A 21,475-nucleotide genomic window follows, 5' to 3' on the forward strand; every position below is an offset into this window, starting at 1 on the left:
GGGCCATGGTCAGGCTCCAGACCCACAGGCGGGGCCTTTGGCAGCGATTTGCGGCGCAGATCCAGACCAATCCATTGATCAGTCCGGCCAAGAGCAGCAGGGCGGCGATGCCGCTGAGCGCGCTGGCGGGTAAGGTTTCTGCCAGAAGATGGGGCGCGCCAAAGAGGGCCAGCCAGAAACTCCAGAACAGCGGCGCGATCAGAAATTGGCTGATGGTGCAGAGAAAGAGAATCTGAAATCCCAGAAATTGGCGCAGGCCCAGTTCAGCGAGCAGCTTGTGGGGCGCCCGCATGTGGACGAGGTAGGTGGCCATGTAGCCCTTGAGCCAGCGTGAGCGTTGCCGGATCCATGCGATCGGGCGGCAATTGGCTTCTTCATGGGTGGTGGAGGCGAGCATGATGGCGCGATAGCCGTGGCGCGCCAGCCGTATGCCCAGGTCCGCATCTTCGGTGACATTGTGGCTGTCCCAGCCGCCAACAGCTTCCAGCACGTCGCGTCGCAAGAACACTGTGGTGCCGCCCAGAGGAATGGCAAAGCCCATCTTGCAAAGCGCAGGCAGAATGAGGCGAAACCACGCGGCATATTCCAGCGTGAAACAGCGGGACATCCAATTGGTGTAGGGATTGTAAAAGTCCAGCACGCCCTGCACACAGGCGACCTCTGGCGGGGCATGGGCAAAGGCGGCGGCGACCTGTTCCAGTTGATCGGGGGCAGGGGCGTCTTCGGCATCCCAGATGCCGATGATGCGCCCCTTGCAAAATGGCAGCGCATAGTTGAGTGCCCGGGGTTTGGTGGTGATGCCTGATCCAGCTGGAACTTGGACAACGCGCATCCAGCTGGGCAGGCGCGTGCGGGCAATGGTGGCGCGGGTCAGCCTGTCTTTTTCCTCAAGCACCAAGATCACATCCAGAAGCGCGCGCGGATAGGTGAGCTGCGTCAGGCGCCTTATGAGCGCCGTTGCGATTTCTGTTTCGTGAAAAAGGGGCACCAAGACCGAAATTTTAGGGAGCTTTTCCACGCTGCCACGCTCTGCGCCTGACAGGATGGGCGGCGTTGGCATTGTGTCGTCTGGCCTGGGAGGGAAAGCTGGCAAGATCGGTGGCCCCGCAGAGAGGGGGCGCAGGAAATGTGCAAGCGCCATCACACGCAGTGAGATGGCGCCGCCCAAGGTCAGCAGCCCCAAAATTGTGAGGCTGATCAGCAAGAGTTTGGGCAACACCAGACATAAGCCCAATATGAAGAACAGTGCCAGCAAGAGGGAGGGTGTCCGATGTCTGCTCTCTGGGGCAAAGCCACGGCAGCTTTGCTCATCGGCCACCGAGGTTTCTGCTTCATGGGTTAATCTGCGCCGTTGATGCAGGAGAATGTGGGTTTCGATGTCCTGAGGCGCGGCGGAGGCAAAGAGCGCGTTCTTCAGAAAGGGAGGCAAGTGCTGTTGCAGCCTTTCGGTCGTGTGGGGGCGTCCGGTGGCGAGGATTGGCGTTGTCCCAAGCTTCGCCCAAGGGAGGATGTTGTGCTGGAGGCAGAACTTTGGCGGCAAGAGATTGGCGACGGCGGGGGCCGGGGGGGTGCGTGACAGATCAATCTGACGCAAGCCGTAGCGGTGGGCCAGCACGGCGCGCAGGGTTTCCGGTCGGATCCAGCGCTGTGCGATCAGGATTTCCGGTAGCGAGCTGTCCCAAAGGGATTGGCAATGCATTGCGTAGAAGAGTTGCCAAGGTGCCAGAAGATCCTGCTCAATCAAAATACGCGCCAGCGGCAGGTGGCCACGGGCGGGGGGCAGTCTTGGAAGTGCTTCTCGTTGGGGCTGCGTTTTACGCATGGAGCTCACCTGCCTAATGACTCTGAGGTCAAAGCTGTGAGCGAGTGGTTAACGGATTGTTAACCATGAATTCAGGTGGCGCTAACCCTCAGGGTTTCCCGACCTCACCGGTGTGAAGTCGGGAAGATAACGCGTTTTTATTAGGCGCGGGCGGCCATTGCGGCGGCAAAATTCTCAAAGAGATAGAAGCTGTCTTGTGGGCCGGGGGAGGCTTCTGGGTGGTGTTGTACCGAAAAGACCGGCTTGTCGGCCAGACGGATGCCGCAGTTGGACCCGTCAAAGAGTGACACATGGCTTTCCACCACACCCTCTGGCAGCGTCTGTGCGTCGACGGCAAAGCCGTGGTTCATGGAGGTGATTTCCACCTTGCCGGTGTCATGATCTTTGACCGGGTGGTTGGCACCATGGTGGCCGTGGTTCATTTTCACGGTTTTTGCGCCCAGAGCCAAGGCCAGCATCTGGTGACCAAGGCAGATGCCAAAGACGGGCAGGTCTGCTTTGAGCACGTCCTTGATCATTGGCACAGCATATTCCCCGGTTGCGGCGGGATCGCCGGGACCGTTGGAGAGGAAAACGCCATCCGGATTGTGTGCCAATACCTCTTCGGCGGTTGCGGTGGCAGGCAGCACGGTGACGTCGCAGCCGACAGAGGCGAGGCAGCGCAGGATGTTGCGTTTTGCGCCAAAATCCACGGCAACCACTTTGTGCTTGGGGGCCGTCTGAGTCGGGTAGCCATCAGGCCATGCCCAGCGCATCTCATCCCAGCGGTAGCTTTGCGCGCAGGTCACTTCTTTGGCCAGATCCAGACCTTCGAGGCCAGAGAAAGCTCGTGCCTTGGCCACCAGTGCTTCGGTGTCAAACACGCCATCGGGGTTATGGGCCAGCGCCACATGCGGCGCGCCCTGCTGACGGATGGCGCGGGTGAGGCGACGCGTGTCGATGCCGCCAATGGCGATACGACCGCGCGAGGCGAGCCAGTCTGACAGGGTGTTCACAGAGCGCCAGTTGGATGGGGTGGTTGGATCCCATTTCACCACCATGCCTTCTGCCACCGGATCAGCAGTTTCGTCATCTTCCGGCGTCACGCCGGTGTTGCCGATGTGGGGGAAGGTGAAGGTGACAACCTGACCGGCATAAGAGGGATCCGTCATGATTTCCTGATAGCCGGTCATGGCGGTGTTGAAACAGAGCTCCGCGACGGTCTCGCCGGTGGCACCAAAGCCACGTCCATAGAACAGGGTGCCGTCGGCAAGGGCGAGGCAGGCGGTCGGGTGATCGGGGGTCGATGCGGTCATGGGCGAGTCTCCGGCTGGCAAATTGGCCGATGCATATGTCGGCACAGAGCGGGCGTCAAGCGGTTCTGCACCTTGGGTGGACCCTTGTTTTAAAGGCCCAGTTCAAAAAACGTCGCTGTTGCGAGTCGCGGTTGGATTATATATTGTCCGGTGCTTGTGTTTGACAGCAATTGGCGAAGTGAATGGCACTTAGAGAAGACATCAACAGCGCATTGAAACAAGCAATGCGTGACCGGGCCGCTGATCGGCTCTCGACTTTGCGTCTGATTATGGCAGCGATCAAAGATCGTGACATTGCGGCGCGCGGCGCGGGGGAAGAAACAAGCGGTGTAGAGGACGATGACATCCTTGCCATTTTGGCCAAGATGGTAAAACAGCGACAGGAAAGCGCGCGCACCTATGAAGAGGGGGGGCGGCTGGACCTGGCGGAGCGCGAATTGAGCGAGATCACCGTCATCGAAGAGTTCCTGCCCAAGCAGTTGAGCGACGATGAAATTGTCGAAGCCGTGAAAGCGGCTGTGACGGAAGTGGGCGCTGATTCCATCCGTGACATGGGCAAGGTGATGGGCGCGTTAAAAGCCAAATACACCGGCCAGATGGATTTTGGCAAAGTTGGCCCGATGGTGAAAGACCAGCTGGCGAACGGCTAAGCCGCCTATGTGAGATGGGAAACGGCCTCGCCAGATTTGGCGGGGCCGTTTTGTGTTTGAGTGTCTTGTTTTTGAAACATACCAAGCTAGCCTGTGTCGGATTAGACAGAGGTGATTTTATGAGACGCATTTTTTCTGCTGTGCTTTGCGGCGTACTGATTTTGGCAGGCGGTGTTTCTGCCAAAGAAAAGCCTTTGCGCAATTCCATTGAGAAGAAAGTGAAGCTCGAAGATTTGTCCTTTCGGGGCAAATATCGCTTTGGGCATGTGGCCCAACCTACGCGTCGAGGTGCTAAGGCCCAGAGATTTGAAATCCGGCACGGGGATTGCGGCAAAACAAGTGGCTGGAATGACTGCACCACCGACCGCCAGCGTGTTGAGATGAAAGAGCGGCCGAAAAACAGCATGTCCAAGCCCGGGAAAGGGGTTTGGTATGGATATTCAGTATTTATCCCCTCAGATTTTGTCAGTCTTGGGAAAGCCAATACCACATTGGGGCAGGTCAAAGCGGAGGGTTGGTCGACTCCCATGTGGTGGTTGACCTTCAACGATCGCCCCTACATCAAATTTGCGGATGGGCGTACATGCTCTCTTGGTGCATTGGGATCGTGGAAAGGGCGTTGGAATGATCTGGTCGTTTTTGCCCACTACGGGCACAGTGGGCAGCCGGTCTATTTTCAGCTTTTTAAGGACGACAAGCTGCTGTGTCAGTTGAAGTCGCCCTTCATGCCGGCGGAGTTTGCGCGCAAGACGCCGAAGCTTGGGTTGAAATACGGCATCTATAACAGTTTTGTCAGCCGGTATCTCGCCCAGAAGGGACGCATCCCGCCAGAGGTGACAGCCTATGCGCAAACGCATGAGGGAGGGAAGTCGCGCAGCCCCTCTCCGACGCCATTTGAGTATGATTGGGGCGTTCGGCTGCCAACCCATGTGGTTTATTACGATGAGATGCGGTTTGGCAGCCGCCGAGAAGATGTTGACGTGCGGCTGTTGGAGAAACGCGGTGTGCCGCCGGTGGATTGAAGTGCGCAGCGTCAGGTGGCGGCAGCCGGTGACGATGTATTCTAGTTCACAACGCCACTTCCTGAATGCCCACAGGCATCCATGGCTTTCACATAGGCGGCGGTGAAGCCGCTGAGATTGACATGGGTGTAGGGCACGCCATCAAGATAGACGGACATCATCTGTCCGGTGCGCATGGCACGCATCGTGGCGAGGCTGTCGGGGTCGCTGATACCGGCGTAGGCCTGCAGAATGCCGTCATTGTCGTAGTAGTTGTAAGCATGGGCATAAAAATCGCGACGGTCATCAATCACCAAAGCGACGGTGTGGCCCTGTTGCATATTGGTGGCATAGCCGCGCGGAGCGCTTTCCTGCACATAGACCGTTGGGTAATTGGCGGGCGGGCCCACCTCTGAGCTGGTGATGGAAATCCGCACCAGGGGATCTCCATTGCCGCCGGAGTAAGCGGTGCAGCTGAGATGCAGGTAATTTCCGGCGCTGACGGTTTCGGTGTAGACTTGCCAAGCACCGAAAGTCCAATGGCCATTGGCATAGGCCGGTGCTGCGATCAGGGCCAGAGCGGCCGCAGTTGAAAATCTCATGTTAAAATATCCTGTCTGGCTACGAAAAAATGCGGGCCCTTGTGTCAGTCCACCACGCCTGCGCCTGAGAAACCGCATTGCTCCATCGCTTTGACATAGGCGGCGGTGAACCCATCCAAAAAGAAAGTGGCATAGGGCTGATGGGCGACCACGGCATCGAGCTGGTGGTTTCTGCGCATGGCCAGCAACACCCATTGGCTGTCTGGGTGATCAAAGCGAAAATAGGCCTGCGCAAAGCCGTCTTCGTCCAGATACCCGTGCACAGTGGCGTCCATGCTGTCTTCGTCATCAAAACGGATGTAGAGCGGCTGGCCGTCCTGCATGCGGGTTGGATACCCCCGGATGGCGCTTTCTCTGACTTCAACACTGGGGAAGGTGTGGGGCGGGCCGCCGTCGCCGTTGGAAATTTCAACGCTCAGTGTGGGGGTGCCATCGCCGCCGGTCAGGGCGGTACAGGTGCGGCGCAGGTCTTCGCCGGTATCAATGGTTTCAGCCACAACGCGCCAAGATCCGTATTCCCAGAAATCGGTCTGGGGTTGGGGCGTGGATGGGCCGGCATTGGCTGTGAAGGCCACAAGGCCCAGTGCGGAAAATAGCACGTCTCTGTCTCCTGATCGAAATTTCCGCCAAGGTTGCAGAGACGTGCTGATATTCTATTGCGAAAGCCGCAACAATTGTTGGGATCAGGCGGCAGGATGGGGCCAGAGCATCGGGAACCAGTCCTCACGCAGCTTCTGACCGGCGGTCATGTCATGACCGGGGAAGGGCGGCGAGGTGCGGCCGGGGCGCTCCACATAGCGGGCGTCATCGCCCAGCAGCCGCAGGGAAAAGGCGCGGCGGCGCGAGGTGGCTGTATTGCCGCGTGCGCCATGCAGGATGTTGTAGTTGAACGCCACGGCGTCCCCCGGTTCCATTTCCCATTCCAGAACGCGCATGCCTTCGGCATCCGGATCCGGGATTGGCATGTAGTCCTCCTCATTGGGGAAGAAGCTTTCTTCAGATACCCAACGGGTTGGCAATACGGGCTTTTCCCATTTGTGGCTGCCTGCCACCATGCGCAATGTGGCGTCTTTGACGGGATCGAGCGGTGACCAGAAGCTGATGGTTTGCTGACCTTCGACAAAATAGTAGGGGCCATCCGTGTGCCACGGCGTGGCCATCGAGGTGCCGGGCTCTTTGACAAGCACATGATCGTGGAACATCTGCACGGTATCAGATTTCATCAGCGCGGCAGCCACTTCAGCGGCGTCAGAGGTTTCGATCACTTCCTGAAATTCGGGGATGCGTTGCCAATTGCAATAGTCATCAAAAAAGCGACCGGTTTCGCCAGATTTTTCGTTGTTGGAGGCAAAAGGGCCGGGCGCTTCCATATTGCGGGCCACTCCGGCGCGCAGTTTTTCGACGTGATCTGCGAATAGGCCGCGGATCAGAACAACGCCGTCTTCCTGATAGGTTTTGACGTCTTCAGATGTGATGGTGACCATAATGTCTTTCCCCAAAGTAGTGCGGCGGCGAAGGTGATCTGCGCGGACAGTAACGTCAAGCGGTTTTAGATTTGGGTTGTGTGCAACCGCAGGGCATTGGCCATCTCCAGCAGGCGCGGGCCAAGATCGTTTTCCATCCGCTCTCTGGTCAGAGAATGGGCGGGGCCACCGAGGTTGAGCGCCATATCTGGATTGGCATCGCTGGATGTGGGAAACGGCACGGCGACGGAGTGCACGCCGGGATGCCAGTGGCCGTAGTTCACATAGAAGCCTTTTTGCGCGATGTCCTCCGCGGCGGCATTGATGCCCTCAAGAATGGCAGGCCAGCGTTCTGGCCCGTGATGCAGCGCCAGCGCCTCCAGTATTTCGGCGCGCTCCTCAGCTTTGCAGCCCGCGATATAGGCGCGGCCCATGGCGGAGCGGGCCAGAGAAATCCGCGAGCCCACGCCGAGTTGCAAAGACATCATGCCGGTTTCGGCACGGGCGCAGGCGAGATAGGTCACGGTGTGATCGTCGCGCGCGCCCAGAGCCACTTGAACACCATCACCTGCATAGTCGGCCAGTCGTTGCATATGTTCTTTGGCGGCATCGCGGATTGGCATACTGCCGAGGCAGGCAAAACCAAGACTGAGGGCGGGCACGCCGATGCGGTAGCGGCCGGTCTGATCATCATAGAGCAGATAGCCGGTTTGCAGCAGCGTGTAGGTCAGGCGTGAAATGGTGGAGTTGGGCAGGCCTGTGCGCGCGGCGATGTCGCGATTGGAGAGGCCTGCACGGTCGCGTGGCCGGAAGCAGCGCAAGACATCCAGCCCGCGTGACAGAGCGGTGACAAATTGCCGATCGGTTTCAGGGGCGGGTGTTTCGCCAGACTGGGGCGCGCGTTTTCTCATTGGGTTGGTGCCTATTTCCGCATGGTGGAATTTCTATGCGCCATATGCGCGTTTTCCACAAGAGTTTCCCCGCGCCAGAGCCTGGCCCGATCCAGACCCTGCGCAGGGCGGCGGATGGGTTGGCAGCGCGTAGGACAGCGTAACCGCCGCCTTTGTTTCGTCATGCGAAATTTGCCAAAAGTGTCGTAGCGTCGCTTTTCTGCGGATCCTTGTGAAACAGTTTTTTGCAAAGCGCTTTGCCTCCTAGGGTCATTGGTGAGGATGTTGCGAGGGAGGTCAGGATGAGCGACAAGAAAGTGCGTGTGGAAATTGTCGAAGAAGTAGCGTTGATCTGCATCGACAATCCACCGGTCAACGCCAGTGGTCTGGCTGTGCGGCAGGGCATTGTTGCGGCGCTGGAAGAGATCTCGGCAGCCGGATCTATAGGTGCCGTTGGGCTTTATTGCGCAGGTCGGACCTTCATCGCAGGGGCGGATATCACGGAATTTGGCAAGCCTTTGCAGGAGCCGGGTTTGCCTGGGGTTTGCGATACGCTGGAGAATTTTGACACGCCGATCGTGGCAGTGATCCATGGCACTGCGCTGGGCGGTGGGCTGGAAACCGCGATGGGCTGTCATGCGCGGGTGGCGTTGCCCTCGGCGAAAGTGGGTCTGCCCGAAGTGCTGCTTGGCATTCTGCCGGGGGCCGGGGGCACGCAGCGTGCGCCGCGTCTGGCTGGCATTCCCAATGCTCTGGACTTGATCCTGTCCGGGCGGCATGTGGCGGCGCAAGAGGCGCTTGAGATGGGGGTGATTGACCGCATCATGGAGGGCACGCCGCGTGACGTCGCACTGGCAGCCGCACGGGAGGTTGTGGCTGGAACACTTGCGACCCGGCGCACCGGGACATTGCAAACGGCCCCCGATGATGCGGCGATTGCGACGACCCTGGCCCATGTGCAGCAAAAACACCCGCAGTTGATCTCACCGCAGAAATGCGTGGAGTGTGTGGCGGCCTCAACCGGGGATTTGCAAGAAGGGCTGGCCTTTGAGCGCGCAGCTTTTATGGAGTGTCTGGCTTCACCCCAGTCCAAAGCGCTGATCTATGCGTTTTTTGGGGAGCGTGCGGTGGCCAATATCCCGGAAAAAACGGCGCAGGCCCGCGACATTGGCAGCCTTGGTGTGATTGGCGGTGGCACCATGGGGTCAGGCATTTCAACAGCAGCGCTGATGGCCGGGCTGCCTGTGACGCTGATTGAGGTGACACAGGAGGCCTTGGCGCGCGGGGTGGCGACAATCACATCCAATCTGGAGGGGGCTGTCAAACGTGGCAAGATGGGAGCAGCGGCGCGCGACGCGGCGCTTGCGAGGCTGACAGCGTCTACCGAGATGCAGAGCCTGTCTGAGGTGGATCTGGTGGTCGAGGCTGTGTTTGAAAACATGGAGATCAAGAAGGAGATCTTCGGAAAGCTTGATGGCATCTGCAAAGAGGGTGCGGTGCTGGCCTCCAATACCTCTTATCTGGACATCAATGAGATTGCGGCGATGACAGGACGGCCTCAGGATGTGTTGGGCCTGCACTTCTTCTCGCCGGCGCATATCATGAAGTTGCTTGAGGTGGTGGCGGGCGAGAACACCGCGCCTCAGGTCGTGGCAACGGGTTTTGCGCTGGCCAAGAAACTGCGCAAGGTTGCCGTGCGGGCCGGCGTTTGTGACGGGTTCATCGGCAACCGCATACTGGGGTATTATCTGAAAGCGGCGAGTTATCTGGTGCTGGATGGGGCGCATCCGGATCAGGTTGACCGGGCGTTGGAAGGTTTTGGCTTTGCCATGGGGCCGCACCGGGTGGGGGATCTGGCCGGACTTGATATTGGCTATATGACGCGCAAGCGGCTGGCGGCGACCCGGCCGCCAGAAGAACGATATAGCGGTGCGATTGCCGACCAGCTCAGCGAAAATGGCTGGAACGGGCGCAAGAGTGGCAAGGGCTATTTTGTCTATGACGGGCGCGAGACGCTGGAGAACCCGGATCTGAACGCAATCATCGCAGAGGCGCGCGCCAAGGCGGGGATCACACCGCGAGACTTCAGCGTGGCGGAAATTGTGGAGCGCTATATGACCGCGATGATCTCTGAGGCTGCGCGGGTGGTTGAGGATGGCATTGCGCTGCGGCCTGTGGATGTCGATGTGGTCTTTTTGATGGGCTACGGCTTTCCACGGTTCCGGGGCGGGCCACTGCATTACGCCGATACCATTGGCGCAGCGGAGCTGGTGCGGCGGATTGAGGCCTATGCAGAAGAGGATGCGCATTACTGGCAGGTGCCGGATCTGTTGCGCAAAATGGCCGCGGACGGCACCACATTTGCAGATTTGAACAAGGGGAAATGAGCCCATGGACCTGAGTTATTCCAAGGACGATCTGGCCTTTCGGGACGAGGTGCGTGCCTTTCTTTCCGAGAAGCTCCCGAAAGAAATTTCTAACGCGGTGCGGTCGGGGGCCGAGCTGACCAAGGCGATGACGGAAGAGTGGCACGCCATTTTGAACGCACGCGGCTGGTTGGCGACGATCTGGCCCAAAGAGTTTGGCGGACCGGGGTGGAGCCCGGTGCAAAAGCACATTTTTGAGGAAGAATGTTGTCGGGCCTATGCGCCGCGCATCGTGCCCTTTGGTCTGAATATGCTGGGGCCTGTGTTGCAGAAGTTTGGCTCCAAAGCGCAGCAGGATCACTATCTGCCGCGTATTCTGGATGGCACCGACTGGTGGTGCCAAGGCTATTCGGAACCGGGGGCCGGGTCTGATCTGGCCTCGCTGAAAACCCGAGCGGACCGTGATGGCGACCATTGGGTGATCAATGGGCAGAAGACATGGACCACGCTGGGGCAGCATGCGGATTGGATCTTTTGCCTGTGCCGGACAGATCCTGATGCCAAGAAACAGGAGGGCATCAGTTTCATTCTGGTGGATATGGCGACGCCGGGCGTGGAGGTGCGTCCGATCCGGCTGATTGAGGGCGGTCATGAGGTTAATGAGGTCTTCTTTACCGATGTGCGGGTGCCGATTGGCAATCTGGTTGGCGAAGAGAACAAGGGCTGGACCATCGCCAAATATCTGCTGACCCATGAGCGCACCGGGATCGCGGGGGTGGGGTTCTCCATTCAGGCGCTGGAGGAGGTGAAAGCACTTGCGCGCAAAACACGGCGCGGTGGCAGGCCGTTGATTGAGGATCCGCTTTTTGCAGCGCGGATTGCACAGGCGGAAATTGATCTGGAAGCCATGAAAATCACCAACCTGCGGATGTTGTTTAAGGCGCAGGAGCAGGGCGCACCGGGGCCAGAAACCTCGTTGCTCAAGATCAAAGGCACGGTGATCCATCAAGAGCTCAAAGATCTGGCGCGCCGCGCGCTGGGCCCGGTGGCTGCGCCGTTCCCCGGACATGTGAGCGAAGGCAATCTGATGTTTGGCCCAGAAGATACGGCACACAACGCCGCGCGTTATTTCAACAATCGCAAGACTTCGATCTTTGGCGGGTCCAATGAGATTCAGCGCAATATTGTCACCAAAACCATGCTGGAGCTCTGAGAGATGGATTTTAATCTGACGGACGATCGCCAGATGCTGGCGGATACGCTAAACCGGTTTTTGACAGAGCAATATCCGGTCGAGTATCGGGTCAATGTGGCCTACGAGGCGCCGTTTCATGACGCGGCCTTGTGGGATCAGATGGTTGAACTTGGCGCGCTTTATGCTCTGGCACCGGAGCAGGCAGGCGGCATGGGCGGCAGCGGATTTGATATTGCGGTTGTGTTTGAAGCGCTGGGACGCAGGCTCTGTCCGGAGCCTGTTTTGGGAGCGCTGATGGCGTCACGGTTGCTCGCGGCGGCGGGGGCAGATCAGGAGCCGCTTCTGACCGGGGCCTGTAAATACGCCGTGGGTATCAGCGAGATTGATGCGGCTTATGAGCTTGATCAGGTTGCCACGGTTGCCACCGGGGCAGGGGATGCGATCACGCTGTCTGGGCGCAAGTCGACGGTCTATGGCGGGCAGGTTGCGGATGTGATCCTTGTGGCCGCCAAACAGGACGACAGGCTTGGTGTTTACGCGGTGCAGGCGGCGCAGGCCAATATCACGGGCTATGGTATGATGGATGGTGGCGGCGCGGCGGAGGTGTTGCTGGATAACACGCCGGCGAGCTTGCTGATTGCGGATGCGCAAGAGGCCCTGCAGGACGCCATCAACGCGGGTATTCTGGCGCTTTGTGCCGAAGCGGTTGGAGTGATGGATGTCACCCATACGATGACCGTAGATTACCTTAAACAGCGCAAGCAGTTTGGCATTCCGATTGGCAAGTTTCAGGTGCTGCAGCATCGGGCGGTGGATATGCTGACCGAGATAGAGCAGGCGCGGTCGATCACCATCAAGGCGGCTGCAGAACTTGGCGGCGTGGAGGCCAGCAAATATGCCTCAATGGCCAAGAACATGATAGGTCGTGCGGCACGACTGATCGGGGAAGAGAGCATTCAGATGCATGGCGGCATCGCCATGACATGGGAATATGCGGTGAGCCACTATGCCAAGCGGCTGATTATGCTGGACGCGCAGCTGGGGGACACGGATTATCATCTTTCGCAGGTGATGAAGACCTATGTCGCCTGACATAAAGTGATGCGATAGCTCAGAACGCCAGACAGGCGCCTCCCATATACGGATGCGCCTGTCTGTCTTGTTTGGGTCGGGTTTATCCCAGAATGCCTGGCCAGTTTGCCAGCCCAGCTTTGATGTTGCCGGGGATGTCCTGCCGCCAGAGCTCCATCGCGCGTAGATTGGCGTTCAGGTAAAGTTTGCCCTCATGGATGGTCCAGGCTTCGGGCACGGTTGGGGCGAGATAGCCTTTGGAGGCAGCGAAGGCGCAGTAGCCGCCAAAGACCGGAGCGTAGGCCTCTGGATTGGCTTCAAATTTCGAAGCATTCTTGGCGGAAGAGAAATGCCATGTCGCGCCGTTCCAATCCACGCGGTGTTTTTCTTTGCCTTTGACGGGTTTTTTCTTGGTGAAATAGGCCACCGGATCGATTGCGTTGATGGCGGTCGGGTTCTGGAACACCTGTGGCTCTGCGGCCAGAGCGGCTTTGGGTGCCAGAGCAAGAGCCAGCGGGGTTGCAGCAAAGAGGCCAAGAGCGGCGCGGCGAGTCAGCATGTCGTTTCTCCTTTTGGTTGGGACAAACATAAACGCGGGGCGCGGTCTGGGCAGGTGGGGTCACCGTGCTGTGAACAGGCGTGAATCAGGGGGTGAAATCCAGAGGTGTTTGAGTTTTGCGAGATGCTCGCAAGGAGTGTGCTTGGTCGGTGGGAGGGCTTTCTGCGGATCGAGGCTTATTGACTGCGTTATCAGTGTGTTAGGGTGGGTGTGGATAATTTTCCGAAACTCCCCTTTTTGTCCGATGCGCCCGGTTACACAAAATTAAGCTGTGTGACCGAACGTTTCAGCGAGTTCGTCAATCACGCAAATTCATGGGGAAACTTGCAATGTTCACTCGTCTTTTCAGCGCAGCAGCTCTGGCCTGTGCCACAGCGGCCACTACTTTGTCGGCTGCGCCTATCAAATTGGTTCAGGATGAAGCCTATGCGCCTTACATGGGGCTCGAAAACGGCACAGCCACCGGAATCTGGGCAGATTTTATCGCCGAAGCCATGACCCGCATTGAAGGTGATTTTGAGGTGGTTGTGGAGGCGGTGCCATGGTCGCGCGCGGTCAACCTTGTGGAAAGCGGACAGGCGCATGGGTTGATTGGCACCTATTATCGTCCAGATGCACGCCCCTGGATCGGGACCTATTCAACCTCTCCGGTGACGGAAAAAGTGTCCGTCTATTGCCGTGACGGTGTGGCGCAGTCGGACTGGTCCTATCCAGAGGATTTCAAAGGGCTGATTTTTGGCAATAACGCGGGTTTTGGGACGCCGGGCAAAGCCTTCTTTGACATGGTGGCAGGTGGTTTGGTGACCCTGCAGGAGGCGCAGACCACTAAGCAGAACCTGATGAAGCTCGAGAAAGGGCGTATCGACTGCTACGTTCAGGAGCAACTGGCAGCGGAGATTGTGATCAACGAAAACAACTTCTCCAATGTTGTACGCGTGCTGGATGCCTCTGCGGAGACCGCGCATATTGGTTTCCGTGCAGATTGGCAGGATGACGAGTCTCAGAAGTTCATTGAAGCTTTCAACGCTGCGCTGCAATCCATGATGGATGACGGCACCGTGGCGAAAATCGTAGCGCGCACCATCGGCGGCTGACGTTCAGAAAACTATGAAAAAGACCACAGCGCTTTGATGGGCGCTGTGGTTCTAATTACGCCTGTGAGAACGTTGAGTTACAGAACCTCAAACAGACCCGCAGCCCCCATGCCGCCGCCTACGCACATGGTGCAGACAACATATTTGACACCCCGACGTTTGCCTTCGATCAGCGCATGCCCCACCATCCGGGCGCCAGACATGCCATAGGGGTGACCGATGGAGATGGCCCCACCATTGACGTTAAGGATGTCGTTGGGGATGCCAAGTACGCGGGCGGAGTGCAGAACCTGGCAGGCGAAGGCTTCATTGAGCTCCCAAAGGCCGATGTCGTCCATCTTCAACCCATGAGCGGCCAGCAGTTTGGGAACTGCGTGAATGGGGCCAATGCCCATTTCGTCCGGCTCCAGACCTGCAGCCATCACGCCCACATACCGGCCCAGCGGCGTCAGCCCCCGCTTTTCGGCTGTTTTGGCTTCCATGATCACCGAGGCAGAGGCCCCGTCTGACAGTTGTGAGGCATTGCCTGCGGTGATGAACTTACCTTCTTTGATGGTCTGCCCATCTTTGAACACGGGAGAGAGGCTTTGCAGGTTTTCAAGCGTGGTTGAGGGGCGGTTGCCCTCGTCTTTGTCCAGCGTCACATCTCGAAAAGAGATCTCTTTGGTCTCTTTGTCCATCACCCCCATGGAGGAGGGCATGGGCACGATCTCATCGTCAAATTTGCCAGCTGCCTGCGCGGCTGCGGTGCGCTGCTGAGACTGAAGCGCGTAGGCATCCTGATCCTCGCGGCTCACGCCGTATCGGGCCGCCACGATCTCGGCAGTTTCGAGCATGGACATGTAGAGGGCGGGTTTTTGGGCATTGATCCAGGGGTCGCGGGCACGGTCGAGGCGCATTTTGTCGTTTTGCACCAGCGAGATGGATTCAACGCCACCGCCAACCGCAACATCCATACCGTCGTGGATCACCTGTTTGGCGGCCGTCGCAATCGCCATCATGCCAGAGGCACATTTGCGATCCAGGGACATGCCAGCGACCGAAACGGGAAGGCCGGCGCGGATTACGGCCTGACGCCCGATGTTGCCGCTGCTTGACCCCTGTTGCAGTCCTGCACCGATCACGCAATCCTGTATTTCGGCCCCCTCAAGTCCGGCGCGGGACACGGCATGAGACACAGCGTGGCCAATCAGTTCCTGCGCCTGTGTGTTGTTAAATGCGCCGCGATAGGCTTTGCCAATGGGCGTGCGGGCGGTGGAAACAATGAGAGCGTCGCGCATGAATGGGCCTCATGTGATGAGCAGGGTGTGTGCCTTGGTCAGACCACGTTCCAGTTTAAGGGGGGCGTGGCCGCCTTGATCAACTGGCCTGTGCCAGTGTGGCAGTGTCCTTTTCAAAGCGCAGGTTCTTCCATTGTGCGACCAGCGCGGGTTTTTCTTCGTCTTTGATTTCGACCGTCACATTCCATTGTGTTTCGATCACGCCGGGCTGTGGCTCTGCGTATTTGGCAAGGGTGAAGCGCCCGCGAATTTCCGCGCCGGCTATGACTGGGGTGACAAAGCGTACACGGTCAAAGCCATAATTGATGCCAGTGCTTTCGGCCTCTGTGCGCGGCACGGCATCAGCGATCATTTGGGACAGCAAAGAAAGTGTGAGGAAGCTGGGCGCCACATCGGGTGCTGAGCTTTCTGGCTGCTCACCTGTTGCCTGCGCAAAAGCGGTGATCATGGACGGCTCAATTTGCACCCACTTTGAGAGGCCAAACTCACAGCCCACACCATCTTCCAGCTTCAAAATTCGAGAAATCATTGTCGCGGCCTCCCAACCTCATCTGTGTAAATATGTATATTCCGCAGTGCGAAAAATTATTTCACTTATCATCTAACTGACGGGATTCGGAGCTGTCTGTCAATATGTGGAATGATATTCCGCAATGCGGAATATTATAAAATAGCCACGTTTTACCGACGTTTCACTGGATGTAAGATGCAGGGCATTTACGACCTTGGTGCGCTTGCGGGCGCGCTCTGCGCCTCATAGGTTGGCGCAGCATCAGCCGGAGGACCCAGATATGCAGATGAGTGATCAAAGAGAAATTGCCGCCCCTGTGTCAGAGGTCTGGGCTGCTTTGCTGAGTGCTGAGACTCTTCTTGAGTGTGTGCCCGGTGCAAAAGAGGTGACGGGTAATGCAGAAGATGGATTTGAAGCCACCGTGGTTCAGAAGGTGGGACCTGTGAAGGCGACCTTCAAAGGGCAGGTGGTGCTGTCCAATTTGGTGGTGGGTCAGAGCCTGACTTTGACCGGAGAGGGCAAAGGTGGGGCCGCAGGCTTTGCCAAGGGCGGTGCCAATGTCACGTTTGCAGAAAGCGCCGGAGGCACGTTGCTGAGCTATGATGTTGAAGCCAAAGTGGGCGGCAAGCTCGCGCAATTGGGCAGCCGCTTGATTGACGGGTTCGCCAAGAAAATGGCGGATCAGTTTTTCAGCAATTTCCAATCCGCGGTCGAAGGTCCTGCAGAGGACACGGCGACAGAGGCGGTGGGCGAGACTGAGGATGGCGGCGGCAAAAAGGGCCTGCTGAAGCGTTTGACGGGCGGCTGAACAGAGCCGAGCCTTCAATAGGGTGTTGTCATAAATCTCACGGCATCTTGTCAGATCGTGTTTTTATGCACATGTCCCTCTGAAAATTTGTGCAATTGGCGCGGGCTTGTCAGGTGATAAGCTGCGCGGCTCCAATTGTGGGCGGCAAGAGGGAGCCGGCGGTGATCGTTGATATTCAGAATTTGCGCAAAACCTACAAAGGTGGGTTTGAGGCGCTCAAGGGTGTGAATCTGGGCATTGAAGAAGGCGAGATACTCGCGCTTCTGGGGCCCAATGGCGCGGGGAAGACCACGTTGATTTCCACCATATGCGGCATCACCAACCCGAGCGCGGGTACGGTGCATGTGGGGGGGCATGATGTGGTGGGTGATTATCGTGCGGCGCGCGCGATGATTGGGCTGGTGCCGCAGGAGATCAATCTGGAGCCGTTCAACAAAGTGATTGACGTGGTCACCTATTCGCGGGGGCTGTTTGGCAAGCCGCGCAATCCGGCAAAGATTGAAGAGATCCTCAAGCAGCTGTCTCTGTGGGACAAGCGCAATGCGCGCGTGATGGAGCTGTCAGGTGGCATGAAGCGGCGGGTGCTGATTGCAAAGGCCCTGAGCCATGAGCCCAAGGTGCTGTTTCTGGATGAACCCACCGCCGGTGTGGATGTGGAACTGCGCAAGGACATGTGGGATGTGGTCGCCCAGCTCAAGGCGCAGGGCGTGACCATCATTCTGACCACGCATTACATCGAAGAAGCCGAGGCAATTGCCGATCGTGTGGGGGTGATCAATGGCGGGGCTTTGCTTCTGGTGGAGGAAAAGGCGGCGCTGATGGCGCGGCTGGGGCAAAAAACGCTGATTGTTGAGTTGCAGGAGACCCTCACGGAAGTGCCCGAAGGGCTTGCGGCCTATGATCTTGAGCTTGTGCAGGGCGGGCAGGGACTGCGCTATACCTATGACACGCGGGGAGAAGGCACGGGCATCACTCGCCTGCTGCGTGATGTTGCCGAAGTGGGGCTGACCATGAAGGATCTGCAAACCAAACAATCCAGCCTTGAAGAGATTTTCGTGGGCCTTGTTTCGGAGGGTACGGCATGAACTGGACAGCGGTTTGGGCGATTTACGCTTCTGAAATGGTACGATTTTTCCGCACAATTGCGCAGAGTTTCATCTCTCCGGTGATTTCGACTTCGCTCTATTTTGTGGTGTTTGGCGCCGCGATTGGCAGTCGGATTGATCAGGTGGAGGGCGTGAGCTACGGCGCGTTCATTGTGCCCGGTCTGATCATGCTTTCGGTGATGACACAGGCACTCTCCAATGCCTCGTTCGGGATCTACTTTCCCAAGTTCATTGGTACGATCTATGAACTTTTGAGTGCGCCCATCAGCTTTCTGGAGATTGTGCTGGGCTATGTGGGCGCGGCGGCCACCAAAGCGCTGTTCATTGGAGTGGTGATCCTCGTAACAGCGTCGCTGTTTGTGGATGTTCCGATCGCGCATCCCGGTGCGATGGTGCTGTTTCTGGTGCTGACCTGTCTGAGCTTTTCATTGTTTGGCTTCATCATTGGCATCTGGGCAGGCAACTTTGAACAGTTGCAACTGATCCCGTTGCTGGTGGTGACACCTTTGGTGTTTTTGGGCGGATCTTTTTATTCGATCTCCATGTTGCCGCCAATCTGGCAGAAGATCACGCTGTTCAACCCTGTTGTTTATCTGATTTCGGGATTCCGCTGGTCGTTCTTTGGCACCGCAGATGTGCCCATTGGCCTGAGTCTCTTGGCGATTGGCGGTTTTACGGCGCTGTGCCTTGGGGCGATCTGGTGGATCTTTAAAACCGGCTGGCGCATCCGCAGCTGATGGGGGCTGTGTAGGGTGCGCGTGATTTTTTGGTCTCAAAAACCGCTTTCATGGGGGGCTTGCCTTGTGAAAGGCCCTAGCGCGTTCTACATCCGGTCTCATGAAACGCTTAAACCCATTTGCCAAAAAACCGCCCGTGGTCGCTGTTGTGCGCCTTCAGGGCATGATTGCTGCGGGCAATCGCGGCCAGCTCAATGATGCCAGCCTTGCGCCGGTGCTTGAGCGTGCTTTTGCCAAGGGCAAGCCTGCGGCGGTGGCGTTGCAGATCAATTCCCCTGGCGGCAGCCCGGTGCAAAGCTCTCTGATTGGCAGCCGCATTCGGCGTCTTGCCGCGGAGAAGGGCATTCCGGTGCTTGCATTTGTGGAAGACGTCGCCGCCTCTGGGGGCTATTGGCTGGCCACAGCAGCGGATGAGATCTACGCCGATGAGAGCTCTGTTGTGGGCTCTATTGGTGTGATTTCCGCAGGGTTTGGCGCAAATGTGCTCCTGTCGCGGCAGGGGGTGGAGCGGCGGGTTTATACGGCGGGGGAGAGCAAATCCATGCTGGACCCTTTTAAACCGGAGAACCCGGAGGATGTGGCCCGGCTTAAACGGATGCTGACCCAGATCCACGACACTTTCATCACACATGTGAAGAGCCGCCGTGCCGGGAAGCTCCAAGAGGATCCTGAGCTGTTCAGCGGAGAAATCTGGATTGGGGCCAAGGCCAAAGAGGTGGGGCTGATCGACGAGATCGGTCACCTTGTGCCTGTGCTGAAAGACCGGTTTGGCGAGAAGGTCAAATTCCGTCGCTATGGCGTGAAACGCTCCATGTGGCAGCGGTTTGGTGCCAGCTTTGCGCAGGACGCATTGGCTGGTGTTGAAGAACGTGCGCTCTATGCGCGGTTTGGCTTGTGAGATGCTGGTAAAAATCGTTTCTCTTTTCCTCGTTGGGATGGCTGTGTTGGCCATGTTCGGCAAGCTGAAGCTGCGCCTGCCAGGGCAGAAACGATTGCAATCCAAAAAATGTCCGAAATGCGGGCGCTTTCAAATAGGTAAGGGGCCATGTCCCTGCCAAAAGACTACGGGGTAGCGCATGGAATGGTTGCTGGTATCACTTGGGCTCGTGATCCTTTTGTTGGCGGGCGACGCTCTGGTGCGCGGGGCGGTGAACCTGTCGCTGCGCATTGGTATTCCGGCGCTGATTGTCTCATTGACCATCGTGGCCTTTGGCACCTCGGCGCCTGAGCTTCTGATCTCGATTCAGGCGGCTTTGAAGAATGCGCCGGGCATTGCCATTGGTAATGTTGTTGGGTCCAATATCGCCAATATCCTTTTGGTGCTGGGGGTGCCTGCGTTGCTGGCGCCGATTCATACCAGTCACTGCAACTCCAAGCGCAACTATATGTTGATGCTGGCCGCCTCTGTGTTGTTCATCGCGTTGGCGGCTGACGGCTTCTTCCGGCTTGGCAATGGCTTGGTGCTTTTGACCGCGCTGACCTTCGTTTTGGGCAGTGCGGTCTATCAGGCACGCTGTCACAAGAAAGCGGAAGCCGCCGCTGATGCGGCGATGGCAGAGACCGCCATGGAAGAGGAAGAGGTTGAAGGCGCAGATCCCGATATGCCGTGGTGGCGCATCATTGTGTTCCTGCTGCTTGGCCTTGTGGGGCTGCCGCTGGGCGCGGATCTGATGGTGGACAATGCCGAGATCATCGCCCGCCGCTATGGGGTAAGTGACACGGTGATCGGCCTGACACTGATTGCGCTGGGCACGTCTTTGCCGGAACTCGCCACAACGGTGATGGCGGCGCTGCGCCGTCAGGCGGATGTGGCGCTGGGCAATGTGATTGGCTCCAACATGTTTAACCTTCTGGCGATCATTGGTGTTACGGCGATCATCCACCCGATCCGTGTGGATCCGGACTTTTTCGAGTTCGATTTCTGGGTGATGCTGGCCGCGTCTTTGATGCTGATGCCATTTGTTTTCTTCCGTCGCGACATTACACGCATCTGGGGCGCGGTTTTGACCGTATTGTATGTAACTTACATCTTGATCACCCTGACCTAATCCAACTGGAGACTGATATGGCGCGGGCATTGGTAACTGGCGCCGGACAGCGGCTTGGACAGGCAATGGCAATTTACTTGGCGCAGCGCGGCTTTGATGTTGCCGTGCATTACGCCAGTTCCGATGCGGGGGCCGCGGCCACATGTGACGCGATCAGAGCCGCTGGACGGGTGGCTGTGCCGTTGCAGGCGGATCTTTTGCAGGAAACAGACGCACAAGCGCTTTTGCCGCGCAGTGCAGAGGCCTTGGGTGGGCCGATCACCTGTCTCGTGAACAACGCATCAATTTTTGAGCCGGACGCTCTGCAAACCGCCACCCGAAACAGTTGGGACCGTCATATCGAAAGCAATCTGCGGGCGCCTTTTGTGCTGATGCAAGCAATGGCTTCGCAGGGGCTCTCAGCGCGGGCGGATGCCTCAGGAGAGCCGGTGGCCAGCGGGCTGGTGGTCAATATGCTGGATCAGCGTGTGCGCAAGCTTACGCCGGAGTTCTCATCTTATACGCTGGCCAAAATGGGGCTCTGGGCGTTGACACAGACCGGCGCGCAGTCGCTGGCGCCCCATCTGCGGGTGAATGCCATCGGGCCGGGGCCGACCCTGCAGGGGGCCCGCCAGACGCCGCAGGATTTTGCGGAGCAGCGCGCGAGTACGATTTTGGGGCGGGGGGCCAATCTAGACGACATCACAGCGGCACTGGGATACCTGCTGGATGCGAAGGCGGTGACCGGACAATTGATCTGTGTCGACGGGGGGCAGAGCCTTGCCTGGCAGACGCCGGACACCTTCGGCGCAGAGTGATTTGGCCGGGCTTGCGGCAGAGCGTTTGACCTATGAGATACGGAGTAAAAAATGCATGTGCGCCGCAAGTTTTGCACCGTTCACAGTTCTGTCACGAAATCTTTATTTTTTCTTAATGTTTTCAATAATTTGAAAGCGGCATAAAAAAATATCCTTTAATTTCAGACGCTTGGAAAAATG

21 protein-coding genes are annotated in these 21,475 nt (G+C 57.9%); 12 read left to right on the forward strand and 9 right to left on the reverse strand.

Annotated elements, in window-relative coordinates; genetic code table 11:
• A partial coding sequence (locus SHM7688_RS09855; protein WP_058239773.1) for a glycosyltransferase occupies positions 1-1,822 on the reverse strand: 1,822 nt, incomplete at its 3' end.
• Between the two features lie 140 nt (positions 1,823-1,962).
• On the reverse strand, positions 1,963-3,117 hold the full coding sequence (gene carA / locus SHM7688_RS09860; RefSeq protein ID WP_058239774.1) for a glutamine-hydrolyzing carbamoyl-phosphate synthase small subunit: 1,155 nt from the start codon (positions 3,115-3,117) through the stop codon (positions 1,963-1,965).
• 182 nt (positions 3,118-3,299) lie between these two features.
• On the opposite strand from carA, the gene SHM7688_RS09865 reads away from it, so the two are divergent.
• Complete coding sequence (locus tag SHM7688_RS09865; RefSeq protein WP_058239775.1) at positions 3,300-3,767, forward strand: GatB/YqeY domain-containing protein; 468 nt, start codon at positions 3,300-3,302, stop codon at positions 3,765-3,767.
• Between the two features lie 119 nt (positions 3,768-3,886).
• A complete protein-coding gene (locus SHM7688_RS09870; protein ID WP_058239776.1) occupies positions 3,887-4,789 on the forward strand; it encodes a heparin lyase I family protein in 903 nt (300 codons plus the stop codon).
• A gap of 41 nt (positions 4,790-4,830) precedes the next feature.
• Here the strand turns inward: SHM7688_RS09870 and SHM7688_RS09875 are convergent, their stop codons facing one another.
• The 4 genes from SHM7688_RS09875 to SHM7688_RS09890 all read right to left on the reverse strand — a co-directional run bounded on the left by SHM7688_RS09875 (position 4,831) and on the right by SHM7688_RS09890 (position 7,744).
• On the reverse strand, positions 4,831-5,370 hold the full coding sequence (locus SHM7688_RS09875; protein ID WP_058239777.1) for an invasion associated locus B family protein: 540 nt from the start codon (positions 5,368-5,370) through the stop codon (positions 4,831-4,833).
• A 44-nt stretch (positions 5,371-5,414) separates the two neighbouring features.
• Positions 5,415-5,969, reverse strand: a complete 555-nt coding sequence (locus SHM7688_RS09880) for a hypothetical protein (RefSeq protein WP_058239778.1) — start codon at positions 5,967-5,969, stop codon at positions 5,415-5,417.
• A gap of 84 nt (positions 5,970-6,053) precedes the next feature.
• Entirely contained in the window at positions 6,054-6,854 is an 801-nt protein-coding gene (locus SHM7688_RS09885) for a phytanoyl-CoA dioxygenase family protein (protein ID WP_058239779.1), read from the reverse strand.
• Positions 6,855-6,919: 65 nt separating this feature from the next.
• Entirely contained in the window at positions 6,920-7,744 is an 825-nt protein-coding gene (locus SHM7688_RS09890; RefSeq protein WP_058239780.1) for an IclR family transcriptional regulator, read from the reverse strand.
• Positions 7,745-8,025: 281 nt separating this feature from the next.
• Between SHM7688_RS09890 and SHM7688_RS09895 the strand changes: the two genes are divergently transcribed.
• The 3 genes from SHM7688_RS09895 to SHM7688_RS09905 are packed head-to-tail and all read left to right on the forward strand — an operon-like array spanning position 8,026 to position 12,376.
• Positions 8,026-10,110, forward strand: a complete 2,085-nt coding sequence (locus tag SHM7688_RS09895; protein ID WP_058239781.1) for a 3-hydroxyacyl-CoA dehydrogenase NAD-binding domain-containing protein — start codon at positions 8,026-8,028, stop codon at positions 10,108-10,110.
• Between the two features lie 4 nt (positions 10,111-10,114).
• Positions 10,115-11,302 (forward strand): acyl-CoA dehydrogenase family protein, encoded by a 1,188-nt coding sequence (locus tag SHM7688_RS09900; protein WP_058239782.1) that lies wholly within the window; start codon positions 10,115-10,117, stop codon positions 11,300-11,302.
• A 3-nt stretch (positions 11,303-11,305) separates the two neighbouring features.
• Positions 11,306-12,376 (forward strand): acyl-CoA dehydrogenase family protein, encoded by a 1,071-nt coding sequence (locus tag SHM7688_RS09905; RefSeq protein WP_058239783.1) that lies wholly within the window; start codon positions 11,306-11,308, stop codon positions 12,374-12,376.
• Between the two features lie 82 nt (positions 12,377-12,458).
• On the opposite strand, the gene SHM7688_RS09910 is transcribed toward SHM7688_RS09905, so the two are convergent.
• Positions 12,459-12,914 (reverse strand): YHS domain-containing (seleno)protein, encoded by a 456-nt coding sequence (locus SHM7688_RS09910; RefSeq protein WP_058239784.1) that lies wholly within the window; start codon positions 12,912-12,914, stop codon positions 12,459-12,461.
• Positions 12,915-13,243: 329 nt separating this feature from the next.
• On the opposite strand from SHM7688_RS09910, the gene SHM7688_RS09915 reads away from it, so the two are divergent.
• Complete coding sequence (locus SHM7688_RS09915) at positions 13,244-14,008, forward strand: substrate-binding periplasmic protein (protein WP_058239785.1); 765 nt, start codon at positions 13,244-13,246, stop codon at positions 14,006-14,008.
• A 77-nt stretch (positions 14,009-14,085) separates the two neighbouring features.
• Here the strand turns inward: SHM7688_RS09915 and SHM7688_RS09920 are convergent, their stop codons facing one another.
• Both SHM7688_RS09920 and SHM7688_RS09925 read right to left on the reverse strand, forming a co-directional pair.
• Positions 14,086-15,288, reverse strand: a complete 1,203-nt coding sequence (locus tag SHM7688_RS09920; protein WP_058239786.1) for an acetyl-CoA C-acyltransferase — start codon at positions 15,286-15,288, stop codon at positions 14,086-14,088.
• 79 nt (positions 15,289-15,367) lie between these two features.
• Positions 15,368-15,817: a hotdog family protein gene (locus tag SHM7688_RS09925; protein ID WP_058239787.1), complete on the reverse strand. Its 450-nt coding sequence runs from the start codon at positions 15,815-15,817 to the stop codon at positions 15,368-15,370.
• Positions 15,818-16,079: 262 nt separating this feature from the next.
• Between SHM7688_RS09925 and SHM7688_RS09930 the strand changes: the two genes are divergently transcribed.
• The 6 genes from SHM7688_RS09930 to SHM7688_RS09960 all read left to right on the forward strand — a co-directional run bounded on the left by SHM7688_RS09930 (position 16,080) and on the right by SHM7688_RS09960 (position 21,295).
• A complete protein-coding gene (locus tag SHM7688_RS09930) occupies positions 16,080-16,607 on the forward strand; it encodes an SRPBCC family protein (protein ID WP_058239788.1) in 528 nt (175 codons plus the stop codon).
• Between the two features lie 161 nt (positions 16,608-16,768).
• Complete coding sequence (locus tag SHM7688_RS09935) at positions 16,769-17,692, forward strand: ABC transporter ATP-binding protein (RefSeq protein WP_144432544.1); 924 nt, start codon at positions 16,769-16,771, stop codon at positions 17,690-17,692.
• The gene (locus SHM7688_RS09940) at positions 17,689-18,450 is read left to right on the forward strand and encodes an ABC transporter permease (protein WP_058239789.1); all 762 of its coding nucleotides are present in this window, start codon (positions 17,689-17,691) and stop codon (positions 18,448-18,450) included. Before SHM7688_RS09935 ends, SHM7688_RS09940 begins: the two co-directional genes overlap by 4 nt.
• Positions 18,451-18,550: 100 nt before the next feature.
• The gene (locus SHM7688_RS09945) at positions 18,551-19,348 is read left to right on the forward strand and encodes a S49 family peptidase (protein ID WP_058239790.1); all 798 of its coding nucleotides are present in this window, start codon (positions 18,551-18,553) and stop codon (positions 19,346-19,348) included.
• Positions 19,349-19,526: 178 nt separating this feature from the next.
• On the forward strand, positions 19,527-20,498 hold the full coding sequence (locus tag SHM7688_RS09955; protein ID WP_058239792.1) for a calcium/sodium antiporter: 972 nt from the start codon (positions 19,527-19,529) through the stop codon (positions 20,496-20,498).
• Between the two features lie 17 nt (positions 20,499-20,515).
• Positions 20,516-21,295 carry an SDR family oxidoreductase gene (locus SHM7688_RS09960; RefSeq protein WP_058239793.1) on the forward strand — a complete coding sequence of 260 codons (780 nt, stop codon included), beginning with the start codon at positions 20,516-20,518 and terminating at the stop codon, positions 21,293-21,295.
• Positions 21,296-21,475 lie beyond the last annotated feature (180 nt).

It is taken from the genome of Shimia marina, assembly GCF_001458175.1.
In the GTDB taxonomy this organism is placed as follows: domain Bacteria; phylum Pseudomonadota; class Alphaproteobacteria; order Rhodobacterales; family Rhodobacteraceae; genus Shimia; species Shimia marina.

Excerpts from the sequence above, each read along its gene's own strand:
- carA (WP_058239774.1), bottom strand. The coding sequence starts at position 3,117 with ATGACCGCATCGACCCCCGATCACCCGACCGCCTGCCTCGCCCTTGCC.
- SHM7688_RS09865 (WP_058239775.1), top strand. The coding sequence starts at position 3,300 with ATGGCACTTAGAGAAGACATCAACAGCGCATTGAAACAAGCAATGCGT.
- SHM7688_RS09870 (WP_058239776.1), top strand. The coding sequence starts at position 3,887 with ATGAGACGCATTTTTTCTGCTGTGCTTTGCGGCGTACTGATTTTGGCA.
- SHM7688_RS09875 (WP_058239777.1), bottom strand. The coding sequence starts at position 5,370 with ATGAGATTTTCAACTGCGGCCGCTCTGGCCCTGATCGCAGCACCGGCC.
- SHM7688_RS09885 (WP_058239779.1), bottom strand. The coding sequence starts at position 6,854 with ATGGTCACCATCACATCTGAAGACGTCAAAACCTATCAGGAAGACGGC.
- SHM7688_RS09890 (WP_058239780.1), bottom strand. The coding sequence starts at position 7,744 with ATGAGAAAACGCGCGCCCCAGTCTGGCGAAACACCCGCCCCTGAAACC.
- SHM7688_RS09895 (WP_058239781.1), top strand. The coding sequence starts at position 8,026 with ATGAGCGACAAGAAAGTGCGTGTGGAAATTGTCGAAGAAGTAGCGTTG.
- SHM7688_RS09900 (WP_058239782.1), top strand. The coding sequence starts at position 10,115 with ATGGACCTGAGTTATTCCAAGGACGATCTGGCCTTTCGGGACGAGGTG.
- SHM7688_RS09905 (WP_058239783.1), top strand. The coding sequence starts at position 11,306 with ATGGATTTTAATCTGACGGACGATCGCCAGATGCTGGCGGATACGCTA.
- SHM7688_RS09910 (WP_058239784.1), bottom strand. The coding sequence starts at position 12,914 with ATGCTGACTCGCCGCGCCGCTCTTGGCCTCTTTGCTGCAACCCCGCTG.
- SHM7688_RS09915 (WP_058239785.1), top strand. The coding sequence starts at position 13,244 with ATGTTCACTCGTCTTTTCAGCGCAGCAGCTCTGGCCTGTGCCACAGCG.
- SHM7688_RS09920 (WP_058239786.1), bottom strand. The coding sequence starts at position 15,288 with ATGCGCGACGCTCTCATTGTTTCCACCGCCCGCACGCCCATTGGCAAA.
- SHM7688_RS09925 (WP_058239787.1), bottom strand. The coding sequence starts at position 15,817 with ATGATTTCTCGAATTTTGAAGCTGGAAGATGGTGTGGGCTGTGAGTTT.
- SHM7688_RS09930 (WP_058239788.1), top strand. The coding sequence starts at position 16,080 with ATGCAGATGAGTGATCAAAGAGAAATTGCCGCCCCTGTGTCAGAGGTC.
- SHM7688_RS09940 (WP_058239789.1), top strand. The coding sequence starts at position 17,689 with ATGAACTGGACAGCGGTTTGGGCGATTTACGCTTCTGAAATGGTACGA.
- SHM7688_RS09945 (WP_058239790.1), top strand. The coding sequence starts at position 18,551 with ATGAAACGCTTAAACCCATTTGCCAAAAAACCGCCCGTGGTCGCTGTT.
- SHM7688_RS09955 (WP_058239792.1), top strand. The coding sequence starts at position 19,527 with ATGGAATGGTTGCTGGTATCACTTGGGCTCGTGATCCTTTTGTTGGCG.
- SHM7688_RS09960 (WP_058239793.1), top strand. The coding sequence starts at position 20,516 with ATGGCGCGGGCATTGGTAACTGGCGCCGGACAGCGGCTTGGACAGGCA.